This window comes from Streptomyces cyanogenus (assembly GCF_017526105.1).
Taxonomy (GTDB): domain Bacteria; phylum Actinomycetota; class Actinomycetes; order Streptomycetales; family Streptomycetaceae; genus Streptomyces; species Streptomyces cyanogenus.
In genome coordinates, this window is the sequence record NZ_CP071839.1 from 5,761,382 (window position 1) to 5,781,159 (window position 19,778).

Annotated in this window: 20 protein-coding genes and 1 pseudogene; 9 read left to right on the top strand and 12 right to left on the bottom strand. The window is 70.6% G+C overall.

The genetic code is table 11. The annotated features are described in order from the left end of the window. Positions 1–26 precede the first annotated feature (26 nt). The 4 genes from S1361_RS26060 to S1361_RS26075 all read right to left on the bottom strand — a co-directional run bounded on the left by S1361_RS26060 (position 27) and on the right by S1361_RS26075 (position 3,297). Complete coding sequence (locus tag S1361_RS26060) at positions 27–773, bottom strand: VOC family protein (RefSeq protein WP_208034215.1); 747 nt, start codon at positions 771–773, stop codon at positions 27–29. 34 nt (positions 774–807) lie between these two features. Beyond that, positions 808–1,224, bottom strand: a complete 417-nt coding sequence (locus S1361_RS26065) for a VOC family protein (protein WP_208034217.1) — start codon at positions 1,222–1,224, stop codon at positions 808–810. A 34-nt stretch (positions 1,225–1,258) separates the two neighbouring features. Then, positions 1,259–1,660 (bottom strand): helix-turn-helix transcriptional regulator, encoded by a 402-nt coding sequence (locus S1361_RS26070; RefSeq protein WP_243769299.1) that lies wholly within the window; start codon positions 1,658–1,660, stop codon positions 1,259–1,261. 473 nt (positions 1,661–2,133) lie between these two features. Continuing rightward, a complete protein-coding gene (locus S1361_RS26075) occupies positions 2,134–3,297 on the bottom strand; it encodes an acyltransferase family protein (RefSeq protein ID WP_243769300.1) in 1,164 nt (387 codons plus the stop codon). 179 nt (positions 3,298–3,476) lie between these two features. Between S1361_RS26075 and S1361_RS40075 the strand changes: the two are divergent. Further along, positions 3,477–3,596: pseudogene (locus S1361_RS40075) on the top strand (tyrosine-type recombinase/integrase); the annotation flags it as partial. Positions 3,597–3,601: 5 nt separating this feature from the next. Here S1361_RS40075 and sodN read toward each other — a convergent pair. After that, positions 3,602–3,997, bottom strand: a complete 396-nt coding sequence (sodN, locus tag S1361_RS26080) for a superoxide dismutase, Ni (protein ID WP_100828187.1) — start codon at positions 3,995–3,997, stop codon at positions 3,602–3,604. Positions 3,998–4,142: 145 nt separating this feature from the next. Between sodN and sodX the strand changes: the two genes are divergently transcribed. Continuing rightward, positions 4,143–4,577: a nickel-type superoxide dismutase maturation protease gene (gene sodX / locus S1361_RS26085; RefSeq protein ID WP_208034220.1), complete on the top strand. Its 435-nt coding sequence runs from the start codon at positions 4,143–4,145 to the stop codon at positions 4,575–4,577. On the opposite strand, the gene S1361_RS26090 is transcribed toward sodX, so the two are convergent. Continuing rightward, complete coding sequence (locus tag S1361_RS26090; protein WP_208034221.1) at positions 4,481–5,110, bottom strand: CGNR zinc finger domain-containing protein; 630 nt, start codon at positions 5,108–5,110, stop codon at positions 4,481–4,483. The genes sodX and S1361_RS26090 overlap by 97 nt on opposite strands. A gap of 100 nt (positions 5,111–5,210) precedes the next feature. Here S1361_RS26090 and S1361_RS26095 point away from each other — a divergent pair, with 100 nt between their 5' ends. Both S1361_RS26095 and S1361_RS26100 read left to right on the top strand, forming a co-directional pair. Continuing rightward, positions 5,211–5,969, top strand: a complete 759-nt coding sequence (locus S1361_RS26095) for a class I SAM-dependent methyltransferase (RefSeq protein ID WP_208034223.1) — start codon at positions 5,211–5,213, stop codon at positions 5,967–5,969. A 500-nt stretch (positions 5,970–6,469) separates the two neighbouring features. After that, complete coding sequence (locus S1361_RS26100) at positions 6,470–6,826, top strand: hypothetical protein (RefSeq protein WP_243769301.1); 357 nt, start codon at positions 6,470–6,472, stop codon at positions 6,824–6,826. A gap of 68 nt (positions 6,827–6,894) precedes the next feature. Here the strand turns inward: S1361_RS26100 and S1361_RS26105 are convergent, their stop codons facing one another. Genes S1361_RS26105 through S1361_RS26115 form a run of 3 tightly spaced genes read right to left on the bottom strand, consistent with a single transcriptional unit; the run spans position 6,895 to position 9,626 of the window. After that, positions 6,895–7,647, bottom strand: a complete 753-nt coding sequence (locus S1361_RS26105) for an amino acid ABC transporter ATP-binding protein (protein WP_208036774.1) — start codon at positions 7,645–7,647, stop codon at positions 6,895–6,897. 50 nt (positions 7,648–7,697) lie between these two features. Continuing rightward, complete coding sequence (locus S1361_RS26110) at positions 7,698–8,630, bottom strand: amino acid ABC transporter permease (RefSeq protein ID WP_208034224.1); 933 nt, start codon at positions 8,628–8,630, stop codon at positions 7,698–7,700. A gap of 36 nt (positions 8,631–8,666) precedes the next feature. Next, entirely contained in the window at positions 8,667–9,626 is a 960-nt protein-coding gene (locus S1361_RS26115; protein ID WP_208034225.1) for an ABC transporter substrate-binding protein, read from the bottom strand. A gap of 565 nt (positions 9,627–10,191) precedes the next feature. On the opposite strand from S1361_RS26115, the gene S1361_RS26120 reads away from it, so the two are divergent. After that, positions 10,192–11,415, top strand: coding sequence for an NAD(P)-dependent malic enzyme (locus tag S1361_RS26120; protein ID WP_208034226.1), 1,224 nt, complete (start codon positions 10,192–10,194; stop codon positions 11,413–11,415). Positions 11,416–11,600: 185 nt separating this feature from the next. Next, positions 11,601–12,566 carry a zinc-binding dehydrogenase gene (locus S1361_RS26125; protein WP_208034227.1) on the top strand — a complete coding sequence of 322 codons (966 nt, stop codon included), beginning with the start codon at positions 11,601–11,603 and terminating at the stop codon, positions 12,564–12,566. Between the two features lie 105 nt (positions 12,567–12,671). Here S1361_RS26125 and S1361_RS26130 read toward each other — a convergent pair whose 3' ends face one another. After that, a complete protein-coding gene (locus S1361_RS26130) occupies positions 12,672–13,712 on the bottom strand; it encodes a PadR family transcriptional regulator (protein WP_208034232.1) in 1,041 nt (346 codons plus the stop codon). A 1-nt stretch (position 13,713) separates the two neighbouring features. Then, positions 13,714–14,709, bottom strand: a complete 996-nt coding sequence (locus S1361_RS26135; protein ID WP_208034239.1) for a DUF4097 family beta strand repeat-containing protein — start codon at positions 14,707–14,709, stop codon at positions 13,714–13,716. A gap of 306 nt (positions 14,710–15,015) precedes the next feature. Between S1361_RS26135 and S1361_RS26140 the strand changes: the two genes are divergently transcribed. The 3 genes from S1361_RS26140 (at position 15,016) to S1361_RS39370 (ending at position 15,827) form a co-directional block, all read left to right on the top strand. Further along, entirely contained in the window at positions 15,016–15,195 is a 180-nt protein-coding gene (locus tag S1361_RS26140) for a DUF6104 family protein (protein WP_003992906.1), read from the top strand. Between the two features lie 117 nt (positions 15,196–15,312). After that, the gene (locus S1361_RS26145; RefSeq protein ID WP_243769302.1) at positions 15,313–15,552 is read left to right on the top strand and encodes a hypothetical protein; all 240 of its coding nucleotides are present in this window, start codon (positions 15,313–15,315) and stop codon (positions 15,550–15,552) included. After that, positions 15,549–15,827, top strand: a complete 279-nt coding sequence (locus tag S1361_RS39370) for a hypothetical protein (RefSeq protein ID WP_243769555.1) — start codon at positions 15,549–15,551, stop codon at positions 15,825–15,827. Before S1361_RS26145 ends, S1361_RS39370 begins: the two co-directional genes overlap by 4 nt. 112 nt (positions 15,828–15,939) lie before the next feature. Here the strand turns inward: S1361_RS39370 and S1361_RS26150 are convergent, their stop codons facing one another. Then, entirely contained in the window at positions 15,940–19,710 is a 3,771-nt protein-coding gene (locus S1361_RS26150) for a multifunctional oxoglutarate decarboxylase/oxoglutarate dehydrogenase thiamine pyrophosphate-binding subunit/dihydrolipoyllysine-residue succinyltransferase subunit (RefSeq protein WP_208034245.1), read from the bottom strand. Positions 19,711–19,778 lie beyond the last annotated feature (68 nt).

Sequence of the window (19,778 nt, forward strand, 5' to 3'; positions counted from 1 at the left end):
GCGGGTCCCCCGACGGCTCCGCGGGGCTACCCGACGCGGGCGCCGGCCGGCAGCCCGCCCGTCTCCGGGTCGCGGCCGGTCAGGCAGTACGTGCCGCCGGCCGGGTCGCGCATCACCGTCCAGTGGGCGCCCTCACGCACGGCCACGGCGCCCAGCTCCTCGTGCCGTACGCGGACGGCCGCGATGTCCGCACAGGCCAGGTCCAGGTGGGCGGAGGCCGGGCGCTCCTCGTCCAGCCGCTGGAGCAGCAGCCGCACCGGGAAGCCCGTCGGCGGTCGCAGCACCGTGAACTCCGGCCGCGACCCCGCCACTTGCTCCCACCCGGTCAGCCCGGCCCAGAACGCGGACTCGGCGTCGTACCGGGACGGCGGGATGTCGAGGCACACCTGGTCCAGGCGGCTGCCGGACACCACCGGCGGCCGTACCGCCTCCCCCTGCCAGGGCACGGCGCAGAACAACTGCCCGGCGGGAGAGCACAGTACGGCCCAGTCGCCGTGGTCCGCCACGAGGCCGGCGCCGAGTCGCCGGGCGAGCGCGACCACCTCCCGTACGTCCTCGGCGCACAGGTCGAGATGGGCGCCGCCGTCGCCCCCGGTGACCCCCTGGAGCTTCACGCTCGGGTCCGTCCCCTCGGGCAGCAGCGTCACGAACTCGCCGTCGTCGCCCCGGAACGCGGACAGCCGGGTACCGGTGACGGCCGTCCAGAAGGCGCAGGCCTCGCCGAGGCGCGCGGCGGGGCGGTCGGCGAAGGCGTGGGTCCAGCGGATCGTCATCCGGGGAGTGTAGGCGGGCCGTGCGAACGGGAGTTCAGCCGGCGGGGCGTTCGATGAAGCGGAGCTGGTTGCCCGCGGGGTCCCGGAAGGCGCAGTCGCGGACCCCGTACGGCTGGTCCATCGGCTCCTGGAGGACGTCGGCGCCGGACTCCCGCACCCGCTCGTACAGCGCGTCGCAGTCGGGCGTGGTGAAGATGACCCCGCGCAGCAGGCCCTTGGCGAGGAGTTCGTTGAGTGCCTGCTTGTCCGTGGGGGAGGCGTCCGGGCTCGCGTCCGGCGGCTCCAGGACGATCTCGACGTCCGGCTGGAGCGGGGAGCCCAGGGTCACCCAGCGCATTCCCTCGAAGCCGACGTCGTTGCGGATCTCCAGGCCGAGCACATCGCGGTAGAAGGCGATGGCCTTGTCGTGGTCGTCCACCGCGAGGAAGCACTGCGCGAGTTTCACGTCCATGGACTCACCCTAGGGCCGGCGGGCGCGTCGCGCCTCAGTACGGGCGGCGGCGCGGCCGGGTCAGCCGGCGGGCCACACAGGGCGGGATCACCGCGCTCTCCTCGTGGTCGCGGGCACGGTAGGCGCTCGGCGTCTCGCCGACCAGCTCGGTGAAGCGGGAGCTGAAGGAGCCGAGGGAGGTGCAGCCGACGGCGAGGCACACCTCGGTCACGCTCAGATCGCCCCGGCGCAGCAGCACCTTGGCCCGCTCGATGCGCCGGGTCATCAGGTAGCCGTACGGCGTCTCCCCGAACGCCTTGCGGAAGCTGCGCTGGAAGTGGCCCGGGGACATCAGGGCGTCACGGGCCAGCTCGGTCATGTCGAGCGGCTCGGCGTACTCGCGGTCCATGCGGTCGCGCACCCGCCGCAGCCGTCTCAGATCCTCCAGGGCGGTCACCCGCTCAGCTTCGCACAGCGGCACACGCCGGCACCTCCGGGTTCGGCGGAGCGCTTCCCTCCGCATCACGCGGGCGGTGGCCTCGACGGGGCGTGGGGGCGAAGGCGCCCCCACCTCGATCCCGGCCGGGCCGAACAGGCTGTGCCCGGACGTGGGCCTGACCGGCGGACCGGGCCGACGCGGGCTCCGCCGGCCGGATCCTGGAACTGCTGCTCGCACGCCCCGAAGCCGACCCGAACGACGGCCGCCCCGGCCCGGCGACGGCCGACCTGGCACTCGACTGGCTCGGCACCCACCCCAGGCACCGCAACGCCGGAGGCGTCCTGCCGGCCACGCTCGGCCGCCCCGGCCTGACGCCTCGGCAGACGCAGGCGTTCGTGGCGTCAGCGCGCCTCCGGATCACCGCGGCCGCCCCGGCCGACGAGCGCGTGCCCCGACTCCGGTGCCTGCTGCCACCGGGGGATGGTGGCGGTTCAGCGGGAGCGCCACAGCGCGATCATGGATTTCCAGGACCTGTTCCGCTGGAAGGGCAGCTCGAAGATCCGGGAGAACAGCCAGGCGCCGAGCACCGAAGCCGGAAGGGCCACGACGAGCGTGAACCAGAAGGTGGGCAGGCCGGGGGAGACGAAGTGCGGGGCCACGCGGCGGATGACGGCCATGACGACCGGCAGGTGGATCAGGTAGAGGCTGTAGGAGAAGCCGCCGAGACTCCGCAGCGGCCGCGTGGTCAGGAGCCGTACGAGGACGGCGGGTCTGCCGGTGGCGACCGCGGCGAGCAGCATCGCCATGGCGGGAGCGATGGCCAGATCCACCCAGAAGTAGTGGTTCACCGTCCAGACCGAGCCCTGGACGGCGCCCAGCGCCAGCACGGGTACGGCGGCCAGGACGGCGAACCATGGCCAGGGCAGGCGCCGAACCCTGTCGGACGCCACGACGACTCCCGCGCCCGCCAGCCCCGCGGCGAATACCGGAGCGAGGTGTGGAGCGAGCCAGTTGTCACCCTCCACCGGGTTGGCGCCGGTGGCCGTCAGGCCCCCGACGATCACCGGAAGGGCCACGCAGGCGACCATGACCGCCGCGTTCGACTTCCGCCGGATCAGCAGGAGAAGGGGGAAGAGGAGATACAGCTCGGCCTCCACCCCGATCGACCAGAACGCGCCGTTCGGTGTCGGGGCGGTGACCATGTCCTGGGCGACGAGGCCGTACACGAGCAGGGACGCGCCGGTGGGTGGTCCGAAGTGGGAGGCCGGCACCACGAACGAGGAGATGACCAGGCTCATGGCCAGCGCGGCCCAGTACGGAGGCAGGATGCGCCAGGCGCGCCGGCGCAGGAACCGGACGACCCCGTCCGTGCGCCAGCCGTGACGCGCCGGTGAGATCGCCAGGGAGAAGCCGGACAGCACCAGGAAGAAGACGACGGCGAGCCGCCCGAACATCAGCACGTCCAGCCATCCTGGTGCCGCACTGTCCGGGTATCCGGGGAAGGTGTACAGCCAGCAGTGGAACAGGACGACGTACAGCGCCGCCAGGCCGCGCAGACCGTCCAGCCCCTGCACGTGCGGACGGTCGTGCGCTCCGCCCTCGCCGCCGGGGGCGGCCGAGCCCGGTGCGCTGCCGACCGTCCGGGTCAAAGCCACCGAAATCGTCCCCTTCTCCGGGCGCCGCGTTCCCCCGCGCATGCCGCCGGCCCGTTACCCCCGACGGCAGACCGGGCAGCACGACGCCGCCCGCAGCCACTGGTACGCGGCTCCCTGGCGCGCGGTTCAACGCGTTCGGCGCCCGCTTCTCGCCGGAGCAGGCGCTTCGCGCACAAGGCCTCGTACCGGGCGAAGACGACCGCACCCGGCCCGTCATGGACGCCGTGCTCGGCGGACTGCGGACCGGGTGCGGACAAGGAGACGCTGCAATCGGAGAAACCGCAGGTCAGAAGGCGTAGGAAAATCAGGCCTTCTTGGTCTCCCAGAAGATCTTGTCGATCTGGGCGATGTAGTCCAGCGCCTTCTGGCCCGTCGCCGGGTCGGTGGACGCCTTGGCGGCCGAGAGGGCCTTCAGGGTGTCGTTGACCAGCTGGTGCAGCTCCGGGTACTTCTCGAAGTGCGGGGCCTTGAAGTAGTCGCTCCAGAGCACGGAGACGTGGTGCTTGGCCAGCTCCGCGCGCTGCTCCTTGATGACGGTGGCGCGCGCCTGGAAGTGGGGGTCGTCGTTGGCGGCCATCTTCTCCTGGACGGCCTTCACCGACTCCGCCTCGATGCGGGCCTGGGCCGGGTCGTACACGCCGCAGGGCAGGTCGCAGTGGGCGCTGACCTTGACCTTGGGGGCAAACAGGCGGGAAAGCATGGAGCATTCCTTCCTCGTGATCGTCTTCTCAGGTGCGACATTACTCCCTGGGGAAGGCGATTTCTCGGGTGCCCCCTAGGGCTTAGGACAAAAGTCCAGGGTGAGACTGAGACTGGCGGAGGAACGGACCGGGGAGGTGCCGGGGATGCCGGAGCTGTCGCAGGAGACCGAGCGGGGGAGGGCCGTGGCGCTCTTCGGGCTGGCCGAGGTGACCGGCCCGTCGATGGTGCCCACGCTGCACCACGGGGATCGGCTGCTGGTGCGGTACGGGGGTGTGGTCCGGCCCGGGGACGTCGTGGTCCTGCGTCATCCGTTCCAGCAGGACCTGCTGGTGGTCAAGCGGGCCGTGCAGCGGCGCGAGGGCGGCTGGTGGGTGCTCGGGGACAACCCGTACGCCGGCGGGGACAGCACGGACTACGGGGTCGTGCCCGAGGAACTGATCCTCGGCACGGCCTGGTTCCGGTACCGGCCGGTCAAGGCCGGTCAGCGTTCGCCGCTCGCGCTGCTGCGCTGGGCGCTCTCGGCCGCGAGGCCGCTGCTGCCCGACCGGTCGGCCTCCAGGCGCTTGCGGGCCCGGTAGGCGGCCACGTTGGCGCGGGTCGCGCAGCGGTCCGAACAGTAGCGCCGGGAGCGGTTGGTGGAGGTGTCCAGGTAGGCGTTGCGGCACGGCGGCGCCTGGCACAGGCCGAGGCGGTCCACGCCGTACTCGGTGAGGTGGAAGGCCAGGCCCATCGCCGCGATCGCCGCGTAGCCGGCGGTGGCGTTGGACGGGTGGTCGGCCAGGTGCATGTGCCACAGGGGGCGGCCGTCCTCGTCGCGGTGGTCGTGCCCGGAGATCTGCGGGCTGACCGGGAACTCCAGCAGGAGCGAGTTCAGCAGGTCCACGGCGAGGGTCTCGTCGCCCTTGTCGGCGGCCTCGAACACCCCGCGCAGCCGGGCCCGGACCGAGCGGAACCGCGTGACGTCGGCGTCGGTGGCGCGGCGGGCCGCCGACGCGTTCTCGCCGAACAGGTCGCGGACGGCCTCGACCGTGACCAGGGTGTCCCTGCCCCGGCCCGGTTCCTCGCTGTTGACGAGGCGGACGGCGTAATCCGAGTAATAGGCCAGTTCCACTTGTAGTCCTTACGGAGGCGCATTATCGTCGTGTCTGCGGTCGGGTAACAGCCGGTCGTGCTTCCAGGGTATTACGCGAACCGAGGGGAGTCGGTGCTCGATGACCACAACCGCCGGAACCGACTGGGCGGCCTGGCAGGAGAGCTGGGACCGGCAGCAGGAGTGGTACATGCCGGACCGCGAGGAACGCTTCCGGATCATGCTCGACATGGTCGAGGCGCTCGTCGGCACCGCCCCGCGCGTGCTCGACCTCGCCTGCGGCACCGGCAGCATCACCGCCCGGCTGCTGCGCCGGTTCCCCGGGGCCACCAGCACCGGCGTCGACCTCGACCCGGCACTGCTCGCCATCGCGGACGGCACCTTCGCGGGCGACGACCGCGTCACCCTCGTCACCGCCGACCTCACGGACCCCGGCTGGCCGGCGAAGCTGCCGTACGACTCCTACGACGCCGTCCTGACCGCCACGGCCCTCCACTGGCTGCACAGCGAACCCCTCGCGACCCTCTACGGTCAGGTCGCGGGGCTGGTCCGCGACGGCGGTGTCTTCATGAACGCGGACCACATGATCGACGACACCACGCCCCGGATCAACGCGGCCGAGCGCGCCCAGCGCCATGCCCGCATGGATCAGGCCAAGCGGGACGGCGCCCTGGACTGGACCGAGTGGTGGCAGCTGGCGGCCGGGGACCCGGTCCTCGCCGAGCCGACCGCCCGCCGCTTCGAGATCTACGGCGAACACGCGGACGGGGACACGCCGCCGCCCGCCTGGCACGCGCGCGTACTGCGCGAGAAGGGGTTCGCCGAGGCCAGGCCGGTGTGGTGCTCACCCTCCGACACGCTGCTGCTCGCCCTCAAGTAGGGGTGCGGGTGCAGTGGCGGCGGTGGTCGCCTGGGGGGCCGGCGTGCCGCCCTGCGGGGCTCACGGCCGCGGTACCGACCGCGGGATGTTTCGGCGGCGGTGCGGCCGGATTCGTCAAGCTGCTCCCGCCGTGCATGAGCAAGGTCCGGGCAACTTGCTGCTGCCGCCGAATCAGGCCACTTCACAGGCTTCCCGAGCAAGGACTCGCAGGGCTCGCTGCAAGTCGTCCCCAAAAGAGGCGGTACGAGGCCCCGCCCCGTCCTCGGGCACCTCAGAAGTTCCTCAAGTCGCGTGGGTTGCTCTGAGATCGCTGTCAATGTCTTACCTGCGTGATCATCGGCGCGCAAATTCGCTCGGTTGATCACTTATGTTGGCGATCAATCGCCATCCGCGAGCGCACTTCTGTCAATCGAACGGTTGTCCGACGGGCGCGAGGAGAGAGGGTTGAAGTGACAGCCATACGGAAGCTTGCGCATTCGGCAGGGGTGCTGGGGCTGGTTGTGGCGGGAAGCGCTCTGGCGACGTCTCCTGCTGAGGCCTATAGCAAGACCTGCAACGCCGATCAGACGGCGTACTACAGCATCTGCTTCGACGGCAGCAACGACAGCTTCATCGTCGACGACCTGAGGCCGGACGGGGAGCGCGCGGTCGTCAAGTGGTACGCCTACGACGGTTCAGGCCGCGAAGGTGAGTGCTCGGACGCCAACGGTTCGCTCAACGGGCCCGTGGTCTGCGACTACGACTTCAAGGAGGGCGTCAACAACTACGTGTCCTTCATGGGCTTCACTCGTGACGGGGCGAGCGGGCCCAAGCACAATGAGTCCTGGGTGTACAACGGATACATCACGCCGAGGTAGCCCTTCGCTGCATCGGGACACCGTCGGGGGCCTGCGTCTGGGGAATGGAGCGCAGGCCCCGCTCGGGTTCACAGCACCTTGGACAGGAACGACTGCGTCCGTTCGTGCTGCGGGTTCGTCAGGACGTCCCGCGGGTGGCCGGATTCCACCACCACACCGCCGTCCATGAACACCAGGCTGTCGCCCACCTCGCGGGCGAAGCCCATCTCGTGGGTGACGACGACCATGGTCATACCGGACTCGGCGAGGTCTCGCATGACGTCCAGGACGTCACCGACCAGCTCCGGGTCCAGGGCCGAGGTCGGCTCGTCGAACAGCATCAGCTTCGGCTCCATCGCCAGGGCCCGGGCGATCGCCACGCGCTGCTGCTGGCCGCCGGACAGCTGGGAGGGGTAGTGCCCGGCCCGGTCGGCCAGGCCCACGCGCTCCAGCAGCTGCATGGCCCGCTCCCGGGCCTGCGCCCGGCTCACGCCCTTGACCTGCACCGGCGCCTCCATGACGTTCTCCACGGCCGTCATGTGCGGGAACAGGTTGAAGCGCTGGAAGACCATGCCGATGTCCCGGCGCTTCACGGCGACCTCGCGGTCGCGCAGCTCGTACAGCTTCTCGCCCTGCTGGCGGTAGCCGACCAGCTCGCCGTCGACGTACAGCCGCCCGGCGTTGATCTTCTCCAGGTGGTTGATGCACCGCAGGAAGGTCGACTTGCCGGAGCCGGAGGGGCCGATGAGGCAGAACACCTCGCCCGGCTTCACCTCCAGGTCGATGCCCTTGAGCACCTCGACGTGGCCGAAGGACTTGTGGACGCCCTCCGCCTTGACCATCGGGACGGTGCCCTTCGACGGGGTGTCCTGCGTCTTGCTCAGCTTGTCGGTCATGCCGTGACCTTCCTGCTCGACAGGGTCGTCAGGTGGGCCCTGATCTTCTGCCACGGGGTCGGCGGGAGGCTGCGGCTGGAACCGCGGGCGTAGTACCGCTCGATGTAGTACTGGCCGACGCTCAGCACCGAGGTGAGGATCAAGTACCAGGTGGCGGCGAGGAAGTACATCTCCACCGGGGCGCCGGAGGTCTGGCCGATGTCCTGGGCCACGCGGAACAGCTCGGAGTACTGGACGACCGACACCAGCGAGGTTGTCTTCAGCATGTTGATGACCTCGTTGCCGGTCGGCGGCACGATCACCCGCATGGCTTGCGGGATCACGATCCGGAACAGCGTCTTGCCGTGGCTCATGCCCAGCGCGTGGGCGGCCTCCGTCTGGCCCTCGTCCACGGCGAGCAGGCCGGCACGACAGATCTCCGCCATGTATGCGGCCTCGTTGAGGCCGAGGCCCAGCAGGGCGGTCAGGAACGGGGTCATGAAGTCCGACCACTCGTCCTTGTAGAGCGGCCCCAGGTTGATGTACTCGAAGACCAGGCCCAGGTTGAACCAGACGACGAGCTGCACCAGGACCGGTGTGCCCCGGAAGAACCAGATGTAGAACCAGGAGATGGAGGACGTCACCGGGTTCTTCGACAGGCGCATCACCGCCAGGACGATGCCCCCGACGATGCCGATCGCCATGGACAGGATCGTCAGCAGGAGCGTCTTGCTCATGCCCTCCACGACGCGGTCGTCGAAGAAGTAGTCGGGGATCGCCCCCCAGTTGATCGCGCCCTGGGAGAAGGCGTAGACGATCGCGGCGAGGAGCGCGAGGGCGATGACGGCGGAAACGTATCGTCCGTAGTGCCGGACCGGGATGGCCTTGATCGCCTCCGGTCCGGCCGGGGGAGTGCCCTGCTCCCCGGCCGTCTTCTGGATGTCAGTCACGGGTATTGCCTCTCAGTGGCCGCTTGGTGCCGCGGGTCACTTGCCGCCGTTGATCACGGACTCCTTGACGGCGCCGTCCTGGGCGCCCCACTTCTCGAGGATCTTCTGGTATTCGCCGTTCTTGATGATCGCGTTCATCGCGGCCTGGAGGGCGTCGCGCAGCTGCGTCTCCTTCTTGGAGACCGCGATGCCGTACGGGGCCGCCTCGACCTGGTCGCCGACGACCTCGAAGTCCTTGCCGCCGCCGGAGGTCTTCACCGCGTACGCGGCGACCGGGAAGTCGGCGGACACGGCGTCCGCGCCGCCCGAGCGCAGCCGGGTCTGGGCCTGCTGGTTGTCGTCGAAGGCCTCGATGGCGAGCTTCTTGCCGGACGGACACTTCTTGGCCTGCTGCTTGGCCAGGTCCTCCGAGGTGGTGCCGCGCTGGACGGCGAGCTTCTTGCCGCAGAGGTCATCCCAGGTGGTGATCCCCTTGGTGTCGCCCTTGCGGGTGTAGATCGACACACCGGCGGTCAGGTAGTCGACGAAGTCGACGCCCTCGCCGACCTTCTTGCCGGTGTCGGGGTCGACGCCCTCCTGACGGTTCTTGTTGTCCGTCATCGCCGACATCGCGATGTCGTAGCGGTCCGAGCGCAGACCGGTGAGCAGCGCGTCGAAGGTGCCGTTCTGGAAGTCGAAGGTCACACCGAGCTGCTTGCCCAGGGCCGCCGCCAGGTCGGGGTCGAGACCGACGATCTGGCCGGTGGAGTCCTTGTACTCGACCGGGGCGTACGCGATGTCCGAGCCGACCCTGATCTTGCCCTTGCTGCGGATCTCCTGCGGGAGCTTGTCGGCGAGCGGTGCGCTGTTGGTGGACGCGCTGCCGGAGTTCTGGTTCTTGTCCTTCGTCTGGTCACCGCAGCCGGTGATCAGCAGGGCCCCTGCGACCGCGATCGCACCGGCCGCAGCCAGACGGGAGCGCGCTGCGGTTGTACGACGGGTGGAGCTTGCGGTCATCGTGGTTCCTCCGGCGGATGGGAAGAGTTGCCGATGGGTCGACGGAAACACACACCTTCGGGTGTCGCGACCTCGTGGGTTTACGGCATCTTGCCATTCGGACTACGCCATTCAGGGGCGTCAATATGTCAAAATCGGATAACGGGTGACCCCCCGAACCGCATCAGGTCGGTACATCCCTGGTGCGCCACGCCGAACATCTGCAGGAATCCAGCACCCCCGCCGGAAAATCTTCGGCACGTCTCAGGATGTGGTCGCCCCTGCACCGGGCCCAGCCGCCGTCCTTGGGAGCATTCGCGCCCTTCCGGCCCGTCGGCCGCGCGTCATCCGGGGGTCGCCTGCCCGTCGCCGAATGTGACCTTGCACCTAATGGACTCGTCGCGGGTACCGTCCGTCCGGTAAGAAGGTTCTTTACACCCCTCATCCGGGGCTCAGGGCGCGTGTGCGGCGCGCCCGTCGCGTAGGAGCTCGTACGTATCCGCAATCGAGCCGTACGCGGTGCCCGCCCACCCCTCACCAGGAGTGGTCGACCCTCAAACCATGCATACCTAAGGGGTAAAACAAAGTGGCAGCGGAGATCGTCAATCCTCGCAGCGACAGCAGTACGGACCAGGACGGCGGGGCCGAGCCCCTCGATTCCTTCGATCCGGCGTTCGCGCTGCACCGCGGCGGCAAGATGGCCGTGCAGGCCACCGTGCCGGTCCGTGACAAGGACGACCTTTCCCTCGCGTACACGCCCGGCGTCGCTCGCGTGTGCACCGCGATCGCCGACCAGCCGGAGCTGGTCAACGACTACACATGGAAGTCCAACGTGGTCGCCGTCGTCACCGACGGTACGGCCGTGCTCGGACTCGGGGACATCGGTCCCGAGGCCTCCCTCCCCGTGATGGAGGGCAAGGCCATCCTGTTCAAGCAGTTCGGCGGCGTCGACGCGGTGCCGATCGCGCTCGACTGCACCGACGTGGACGACATCATCGAGACCGTCGTCCGGCTCGCTCCCTCCTTCGGCGGAGTGAACCTCGAGGACATCTCGGCGCCCCGGTGCTTCGAGATCGAGCGCCGGCTCCAGGAGCGCCTGGACATCCCGATCTTCCACGACGACCAGCACGGTACGGCCGTCGTGACGCTCGCGGCGCTCAGGAACGCGGCGCGGCTGAGCGGGCGCGAGATCGGGCAGCTGCGGGCCGTCATCTCGGGCGCCGGCGCGGCCGGTGTCGCCATCGCCAAGATGCTGGTCGAGGCCGGCATCGGGGACGTGGCCGTGGCGGACCGCAAGGGCGTCGTGTCGGCCGACCGGGACGACCTGACGCCGGTCAAGCGCGAGCTGGCCGGCTTCACGAACAAGGCCGGCCTCAGCGGCTCGCTGGAGACCGCCCTCGCGGGCGCGGACGTCTTCATCGGCGTCTCCGGCGGTACGGTCCCCGAGGAGGCCGTGGCCTCCATGGCCGAGGGCGCCTTCGTGTTCGCGATGGCCAACCCGAACCCCGAGGTGCACCCGGACGTCGCGCACAAGTACGCGGCGGTCGTCGCCACCGGGCGCTCGGACTTCCCGAACCAGATCAACAACGTGCTGGCCTTCCCCGGGATCTTCGCGGGCGCGCTCCAGGTGCGGGCCACGCGGATCACCGAGGGAATGAAGATCGCCGCGGCCGAGGCACTGGCCGCGGTGGTCGGTGACGACCTCGCCGCCGACTACGTGATCCCCTCGCCGTTCGACGAGCGGGTTGCTCCCGCGGTCACCGCCGCGGTCGCCGCCGCGGCTCGGGCAGAGGGCGTCGCTCGTCGCTGACGTTGCGCCGGATGGCCCCGTCCCTTCGGGCGGGGCCATTTCTTTTTGCCTTTCCGTCCGCCCGTCCGGGTCGTGCCGAGGGCGCCGGCGTACCGCTGCGCCGCAAGGGTGCCGTTGCGCAAGAGGGCATGTGTCACAGGGGGCCCTGGTTCCGCCGGCTGCACCGCGCACCTATCGTCGGCAGCATGTTCGCTGTCTACGCCGCCCGAATCGACCGCGACCAGCCGCTCAGCGGCCTCGAGTTGGGGGAGCGTCCGGCTCCCGAGGCCCGTCCCGGCTGGAGCACCATCACTGTGCGGGCCGCTTCCCTCAACCACCACGACCTCTGGTCCCTGCGGGGCGTCGGCCTCCCGGAGGACCGGCTGCCGATGATCCTCGGCTGCGACGCCGCCGGTGTCGACGCGGACGGCAACGAGGTCGTCCTGCACTCCGTCATCGGCCAGACCGGCCACGGCGTCGGCCCCGACGAGCCGCGGTCCATCCTCACCGAGCGCTACCAGGGCACCTTCGCCGAACAGGTCGCCGTGCCGACCTGGAACGTCCTGCCCAAGCCCAAGGAGCTGTCCTTCGCCGAGGCCGCCTGTCTGCCGACCGCCTGGCTGACGGCGTACCGGATGCTGTTCACCAACGCCGGGGTACGACCCGGCGACTCGGTCCTCGTGCAGGGCGCGGGCGGGGGTGTCGCCACGGCCGCGATCGTCCTCGGCAAGGCGGCCGGGCTGCGGGTCTTCGCCACCAGCCGCGACGAGGCCAGGCGCAAGCGGGCCCTGGAGCTCGGTGCGGTGGAGGCCGTGGAGCCCGGGGCGCGGCTGCCGCAGCGGGTCGACGCCGTCATCGAGACCGTGGGCGCCGCCACCTGGTCCCACTCGGTGAAGTCCCTGCGGCCGGGCGGCACGCTCGTCATCTCCGGCGCCACCAGCGGGGACCGGCCCTCGCACGCCGAACTGACCCGGATCTTCTTCCTGGAGCTGAAGGTGGTCGGCTCCACCATGGGCACCAAGGACGAGCTGGAGGACCTGCTCGCCTTCTGCGCCGCGACGGGGGTACGGCCCGTCATCGACGAGGAGCTGCCGCTGGACCGGGCCCGCGAGGGCTTCGAGCGGCTCGCGTCCGGGGAGCAGTTCGGCAAGATCGTGCTGACCAGCTCCTGAGCCGCGCCGAGGGCCGGGCCGAGAGGCGGGGCCGGGCGCCGGGTCCGCCTTGTGCGCGGCCCGGCTTGCCGGCCCGGCTCGACGGCTCCTCGGCCGGCGGGGGGGTCAGCGTGTGCGGAGGACCGCTGTGATGCGGGCCGCCGCCGTGGTGAGGTGGCGGCGGGCCTCGTGGACCTGGGCGGAGGTGACTCCGTGGTCGCGGGCCGCGTCGCGGATGCCGTCGCGGAAGCGGTCCAGGAGGCGGTCCAGGTCGCGGGCCGGGTCGCCGGTGAAGTCCTCGTGGGCCCAGGACGGTTCGTACTCGGCGGGGAAGTCCTCCGGCGCGGTGGTGCAGTGCGGTTCCGAGGCGGGGGCGGATCCGGCGGATCCGGTGGTGCGGGAGGAGCCCCGGTCCCCGCCGACGTCCCTGCCGAGGTCCCCGAACTCCCTGGCCAGTTCCGACAGGCCCTCGCGGACGCCCGTCGGCCAGTCGCCGCGGCCGAAGTGGTCCTGGACACGGTCCTGGACGCGGCGCGCGATACGCTGGATCTCCTCCTGTGCCTGGGCCCGCGCCCGCGCCTGCGCCTCCTGGGCCTGGCGGCGGGCCCGCTCGGCCTCCTCGCGGGCCCTGCGGCTCTCGTCCTTGGCGCGCCGCGCCTGCTCCTTCCACTCCTGCCTGGCCCGGCGCATCTCCTCCTTGGCGGCCTTCCAGGCATCCTTGTCGCTCGGCTCGCCGTACTCCCCGTAGAAGTGCTCGGCCCCGGACGTCTTCGCACCCCGGCGGGCCTCGGAGGCGGCGGCGCGCATCTCGCGGCGCAGGTCGCCGGCCGCGCCGCGCACATCGGCCCTCATCTCGGCGGCCAGTTCCGCGACCGACTCGCGGATCTCCAGCTCCAGGTCGGCCAGCTCACCGCTGCGGTCGGCGAGTTCGGCGCGGCCGGCGTCCGTGATCGCGTACACCTTGCGGCCGCCCTCGGTGGTGTGCCGGACCAGGCCCTCCGCCTCCAGCTTGGCCAGGCGGGGGTAGACCGTGCCCGCGGAGGGGGCGTAGAGACCCTGGAAGCGCTCCTCCAGGAGCCTGATCACCTCGTAGCCGTGGCGCGGGGCCTCGTCGAGCAGCTTCAGCAGGTACAGGCGGAGGCGGCCGTGGGCGAAGACGGGAGGCATGTCAGAGCACCTTCTTGTCGGTCGTTCCGTCGGCCGGGGTGCCGGTGGTACCGGGGGCTTCGGTGGCGGTGGCGTCCTGGCCGGAGACGGAATTGTCTCCCGAAGCGGCCGGGGAGCGGTCCGCCGGGCGGGGTGCGCCGGGCGCGGGGGTCCGCGGGGGCCCGGCCTCCCAGGGGGTGCTCTCCTCGTCGTCCCGGGGCGGGCGGCGCAGCAGGGCGATCGAGCCGGAGACCGTGGTGGCGCGCAGCCTCCCGGTGCCCGCGCCGAGGCGGCCGGTGATCTTGTGGGCGCCCCACTGGCCGTGCACCCGCAGTCCGTCGAAGGCGTTGGAGATAGTGCCGCTCGCGGTGTTCGCCTCCACCTCGGCGTCCGCCGGGTGCGGCAGCCGGACGGCGATCTCGCCCGAGACGCTGGTCAGGCCGATGTCCGTGGGGCCGTCCGGGTCCAGGTCGACGATCATGGAGCCGCTGACGGAGTCGGCGCGCACGGAGGTGCCGGAGCCCTCGACCACGGTCAGGTCGCCCGAGACCGAGTGGAAGCGGAGGTCGCCGGTGACCGCCTGGGCCTCCAGGTTTCCCGAGACGGTGTCCGCGCGGACCGGGCCGGAGACGCCGACCAGCGTGGTGTCGCCGGTGACGCCCTTGATCACGGCGGGGCCGCGAATGCCGGAGACGACCGCTGCGGCGCCGACCACGCCGACCTCCACGCGGGTGTCGGTGGGGACGGCGAGGGAGACGACGGCGCTGCGGCGCCAGCCCTTGCGGTCCAGCCACTTGAGGAAGCCCTTCCAGGGCAGGTCGTCGTAGGCCACGGTGAGGGTGGTGCCGGTGTGGGTGATCACCAGGGGCGGGCCTTCGAGTTCCGAGACCTCCAGGCGGGGGGTGGGGTCGTCCGTGCCCACCACGTTCACCGTGCCGTTCACGAGGCGGACCTGGAGGTCGCGTACGGGGGTGTCGAAGGTCAGCTTCCGGGGTTCGGTGACGGACCACTCCGACATGGGGCCTCCTCGGCCGGTCACGGTCGCGACGCGCCATATCGCGTCCTTCTGGGAACACGATATATCGCGGTTCCCGGAAGTCAAGCACCTCTTTCGCGTGGGGTGGCCGTGCGCGGGCGCTGCTCGTGGGCGCGCCGGCGCGGGTGGGGGTGTGCGCGGGGGCCGTGGCCCGAACCGTGCGCGCCGCGGGGGCCTTCGCCGGCGCCGGACGGTCGGCGTCCTGGCCGCTCCCCTCGCTGTGCCGCGAGGCGCTTAGGCTGGGGGTTGTTGTCGGTTGCTGGATGTTTGCTCAGGAGACGTGACCCTATGTACTTCACCGACCGCGGTATCGAGGAGTTGGAGAAGCGGCGTGGCGAGGAAGAGGTCACCTTCGAGTGGCTCGCGGAGCAGCTGCGGACGTTCGTGGACCTGAACCCGGACTTCGAGGTGCCCGTGGAACGGCTGGCCACCTGGCTCGCGCGGCTCGACGACGAGGACGACGAGTGACCGCGGGCCGGGCGCGGGGGCGATCGTCGGCCGTATCTTCCGCCTGATCTCCTCTTGCCCTCCCTCTGTCCCCTCCCGGGGGTTAGCCTTCTCCTCCCATCGGCGAACGGGGGCGTCATGGCTGGAGGAGTCGCACGCGTACGACTGGACGACGGAACCGTCGTCTGGGCACGGATCGCTGCCGCCGACGAGGAGGCGCTGGACGAGGACGGCTACCGCGACACCGGACTCGGCGACCGGGTCATCGACATGGCGGGAGGACTGGCCGGCACGGTCGGGGGCGTCGTGCGCTCCCTGCGCGCGGACTGGACACACCGGCCCCCGTCGAGGTCTCGGTCGGCTTCGGAATCGAACTGACGGCGCAGTCCGGCAAGATCGTGAGCGCGATCGCCGAGGGCGGCGGCACGTCCTCCCTCACCGTCTCCCTGACCTGGACCGAACCCGCCACGGCGGCGGGCGGCGCGGATCCCGGGGCGCCGGGCGGCGGGCTCGTGTGGTGGGTGCGACCGGCTCGGCGAACTCGCCGTCGAACTCGGCCTGCGCATCGGCAGCGAGCCCGGCGAACGCATCCGCGCGGTCCGCAACGCCCTCGGGTGCGGCCGTACTGGGACTTCGAGGCCTACCTGGGCTGAAGCGCCCCGTAAGGGGCGCCGGGCCGCGTCGACATGCGGCTCTCACGCACCCCCGAACAGGCGAAGGGCCCGGTACCGAGCGGGAACTCGACACCGGGCCCTCCCGAGAGGCTTACGCCTCGAAGACCTCTCGCACCAGCTGCTCCTGCTCCGCCTGGTGGCGCTTCGCGGAGCCCACCGCCGGCGAGGAGGAGTGCGGACGCGAGATGCGCCGCAGTCGCTCGCCGGCCGGGATGTCCGCGCCGACCGCCAGGTCCAGGTGGTCGATCAGGTTGAGCGCGATGAACGGCCAGGCACCCTGGTTCGCCGGCTCCTCCTGCGCCCACAGGTACTTCTCGGCGTTCGGGTACTTGTTGACCTCCGCCTGGAGCTCGGCACCCGGCAGCGGGTACAGGCGCTCGATGCGGATGATCGCCGTGTCCGTCACGCCCCGCTTCTGCCGCTCGGCCTCCAGGTCGTAGTAGACCTTGCCGGCGCAGAAGACGACCTTGCGGACCGCGGCCGGGTCGACCGTGCTGTCGCCGATGACCGGGCGGAACTGCCCGTTCGTGAACTCCTCCGCCTTCGAGGCCGCGGCCTTCAGACGCAGCATCGACTTCGGGGTGAAGACGACCAGCGGCTTGTGGTGCGGGTTGTGCACCTGCCACCGCAGGAGGTGGAAGTAGTTCGACGGCAGGGTCGGCATGGCGACCGTCATGTTGTTCTGCGCGCACATCTGGAGGAAGCGCTCAGGGCGGGCCGAGGAGTGGTCCGGGCCCTGGCCCTCGTAGCCGTGCGGCAGGAGCAGGACGACGCCGGACGTCTGGGCCCACTTCTGCTCGGCCGAGGAGATGAACTCGTCCACGACCGTCTGGGCGCCGTTGACGAAGTCGCCGAACTGCGCCTCCCACATCACGAGCGCCTCGGGGCGGGCCAGCGAGTAGCCGTACTCGAAGCCCATCGCCGCGTACTCGGAGAGCAGCGAGTTGTAGACGTTCAGGCGGGCCTGGTCCTCGGAGAGGTACTGCAGCGGGGTGTACTCCTCGCCGGTCTCCCGGTCGATCAGCACCGCGTGGCGCTGGCCGAAGGTGCCGCGCTGGGAGTCCTGGCCCGCGAGCCGGACCGGGGTGCCCTCCAGCAGCAGGGAGCCGATGGCGAGGGTCTCGCCCATGCCCCAGTCGATCGTGCCGTCCTCCACCATCGCCGCACGGCGCTGCAGCTGCGGCAGCAGACGCGGGTGGACGGTGATGTTCTCCGGGATGTTGACCTGGGACTCGGCGATCCGCTTGACGACCTCGGCGGAGACCGCGGTCGGGACCGCGACCGGGAAGCCGTCCTGAGGCGCCTGGGCGTCGACGGCGGCCGGCTGGGAGGTGGCCTCGCGGACCTCCGTGAAGACCTTCTCCAGCTGGCCCTGGTAGTCCTGCAGGGCCTGCTCGGCCTCCTCCAGGGTGATGTCGCCGCGACCGATGAGGGACTCGGTGTACAGCTTGCGCACCGAGCGCTTCTTGTCGATCAGGTCGTACATCAGCGGCTGGGTGAAGGCCGGGTTGTCCGACTCGTTGTGACCGCGGCGGCGGTAGCAGATGAGGTCGATCACCACGTCCTTGTTGAACGCCTGGCGGAACTCGAAGGCCAGACGCGCGACGCGGACCACGGCCTCGGGGTCGTCGCCGTTCACGTGGAAGATCGGGGCCTCGATCATCCTCGCCACGTCCGTCGCGTACATCGACGAGCGGGAGGACTCGGGGGCCGCGGTGAAGCCGACCTGGTTGTTGATGACGATGTGGACCGTGCCGCCGGTGCGGTAGCCGCGCAGCTGCGACATGTTCAGGGTCTCGGCCACCACGCCCTGGCCCGCGAAGGCCGCGTCGCCGTGGATCGCCACCGGCAGGACGGTGAAGTCCGTGCCGCCCTTGTTGATGATGTCCTGCTTGGCGCGGGACACACCCTCCAGGACCGGGTCGACGGCCTCCAGGTGGGAGGGGTTGGCGACCAGCGAGACCTTGATCTGCTCGCCGTCCAGGCCGGTGAAGGTGCCCTCGGCGCCCAGGTGGTACTTCACGTCGCCGGAGCCGTGCATCGACTTCGGGTCGAGGTTGCCCTCGAACTCGCGGAAGATCTGCGCGTACGACTTGCCCACGATGTTCGCGAGCACGTTCAGGCGGCCGCGGTGGGCCATGCCGATGACGACCTCGTCGAGCCGCGACTCGGCCGCGGAGTCGATGACCGCGTCGAGCAGCGGGATGACGGACTCGCCGCCCTCCAGCGAGAAGCGCTTCTGGCCGACGTACTTCGTCTGCAGGAACGTCTCGAAGGCCTCCGCCGCGTTCAGCCGGCGCAGGATGCGCAGCTGCTCCTCGCGCTCCATCTTGGAGTGCGGGCGCTCCACGCGGTCCTGGATCCACTTGCGCTGCTTGGGGTCCTGGATGTGCATGAACTCGATGCCGGTGGTGCGGCAGTACGAGTCGCGCAGCACGCCGAGGATGTCGCGCAGCTTCATCATCGACTTGCCGGCGAAGCCGCCGACGGCGAACTCGCGCTCCAGGTCCCACAGGGTGAGGCCGTGCTCGACGATGTCCAGGTCGGGATGCTTGCGCTGCTTGTACTCCAGCGGGTCGGTGTCGGCCATGACGTGGCCGCGGACCCGGTAGGAGTGGATCAGCTCGAAGACACGGGCGGCCTTGGTGACGTCGTCGTCGTGGCTGGCGTCGATGTCCTTGAGCCAGCGGACCGGCTCGTAGGGGATGCGCAGCGCCTCGAAAATGTCGTCGTAGAAGCCGTTCTCGCCCAGCAGCAGGTTCGCGACGGTGCGCAGGAACTCGCCGGAGGCGGCGCCCTGGATGACCCGGTGGTCGTAGGTCGACGTGAGCGTCATGACCTTGGAGACGCCGAGCTTGTTCAGGGTGTCCTGGCTGGTGCCCTGGAACTCCGCCGGGTAGTCCATGGAGCCGACGCCCATGATCACGGACTGGCCGGGCATCAGACGCGGCACGGAGTGGACGGTGCCGAGGCCGCCGGGGTTGGTCAGGGAGACCGTGACGCCGGTGAAGTCGTCCATCGTCAGCTTGCCGTCACGGGCGCGGCGGACGATGTCCTCGTAGGCCTGCCAGAACTCGAAGAAGTTCAGCGTCTCGGCCTTCTTGATGGCGGCCACGACGAGCTGGCGGTCGCCGTTCGGCTTGACCAGGTCGATGGCCAGACCGAGGTTGACGTGCGGCGGCTTGATCAGGGTCGGCTTGCCGTCCTTGACGCCGTACGACCAGTTCATCGACGGCATGGCCTTGATGGCCTGCACCATCGCGTACCCGATGATGTGCGTGAAGGAGATCTTCCCGCCGCGGGCGCGCTTGAGGTGGTTGTTGATGACGATCCGGTTGTCGAACAGCAGCTTCACCGGGACGGCGCGGACCGAGGTGGCGGTCGGCACCTCCAGCGAGGCGTCCATGTTCTTGGCGACCGCGGCGGCCGGGCCGCGCAGCGTGATCTGCTCCGGGCCCTCGGGGGCTTCCTTCGCGGGAGCGGCCTTTGCCTTCGGCTGAGCGGGCGCCTGTGCGGGCGTCGCCGGCTTGGCCGGGGCGGGGGCCTTCGCCGCGGGGGCCGGGGCGGCCGGGGCGGCGGCCTGGGGGGCCGGGGCCGGGGCTGCGGGCTGGGGCTTCGGGGCCGTGGTGGTCTCTGCGGCCCCCGTGGCCGCAGTACCCGCCGGCGCCGGGGTGGCAGGAGCACCCGGCTTGTAATCGGCGAAGAAGTCCCACCAGGCGCGGTCTACCGAATTCGGGTCCTGGAGGTACTGCTGATAGATCTCGTCGACGAGCCACTCGTTCGGACCGAACGCGGCAGCGGGGTTCTTCCCGGCTTGGTCGTCGGTGGAGATGCTCGAGTTACTGGGGGACTGTGGCGACACGGCGGCAACCGCCCTCTTCCGCTTCACAAGGTGATGGACAGCGGGAATAAAGGCTACGCCTCCCCGGC

Excerpts from the sequence above, each read along its gene's own strand:
- S1361_RS26060 (WP_208034215.1), bottom strand. The coding sequence starts at position 773 with ATGACGATCCGCTGGACCCACGCCTTCGCCGACCGCCCCGCCGCGCGC.
- S1361_RS26065 (WP_208034217.1), bottom strand. The coding sequence starts at position 1,224 with ATGGACGTGAAACTCGCGCAGTGCTTCCTCGCGGTGGACGACCACGAC.
- sodN (WP_100828187.1), bottom strand. The coding sequence starts at position 3,997 with ATGCTTTCCCGCCTGTTTGCCCCCAAGGTCAAGGTCAGCGCCCACTGC.
- sodX (WP_208034220.1), top strand. The coding sequence starts at position 4,143 with ATGCCGGAGCTGTCGCAGGAGACCGAGCGGGGGAGGGCCGTGGCGCTC.
- S1361_RS26095 (WP_208034223.1), top strand. The coding sequence starts at position 5,211 with ATGACCACAACCGCCGGAACCGACTGGGCGGCCTGGCAGGAGAGCTGG.
- S1361_RS26105 (WP_208036774.1), bottom strand. The coding sequence starts at position 7,647 with ATGGTCAAGGCGGAGGGCGTCCACAAGTCCTTCGGCCACGTCGAGGTG.
- S1361_RS26115 (WP_208034225.1), bottom strand. The coding sequence starts at position 9,626 with ATGACCGCAAGCTCCACCCGTCGTACAACCGCAGCGCGCTCCCGTCTG.
- S1361_RS26125 (WP_208034227.1), top strand. The coding sequence starts at position 11,601 with ATGTTCGCTGTCTACGCCGCCCGAATCGACCGCGACCAGCCGCTCAGC.
- S1361_RS26130 (WP_208034232.1), bottom strand. The coding sequence starts at position 13,712 with ATGCCTCCCGTCTTCGCCCACGGCCGCCTCCGCCTGTACCTGCTGAAG.
- S1361_RS26135 (WP_208034239.1), bottom strand. The coding sequence starts at position 14,709 with ATGTCGGAGTGGTCCGTCACCGAACCCCGGAAGCTGACCTTCGACACC.
- S1361_RS26140 (WP_003992906.1), top strand. The coding sequence starts at position 15,016 with ATGTACTTCACCGACCGCGGTATCGAGGAGTTGGAGAAGCGGCGTGGC.
- S1361_RS26145 (WP_243769302.1), top strand. The coding sequence starts at position 15,313 with ATGGCTGGAGGAGTCGCACGCGTACGACTGGACGACGGAACCGTCGTC.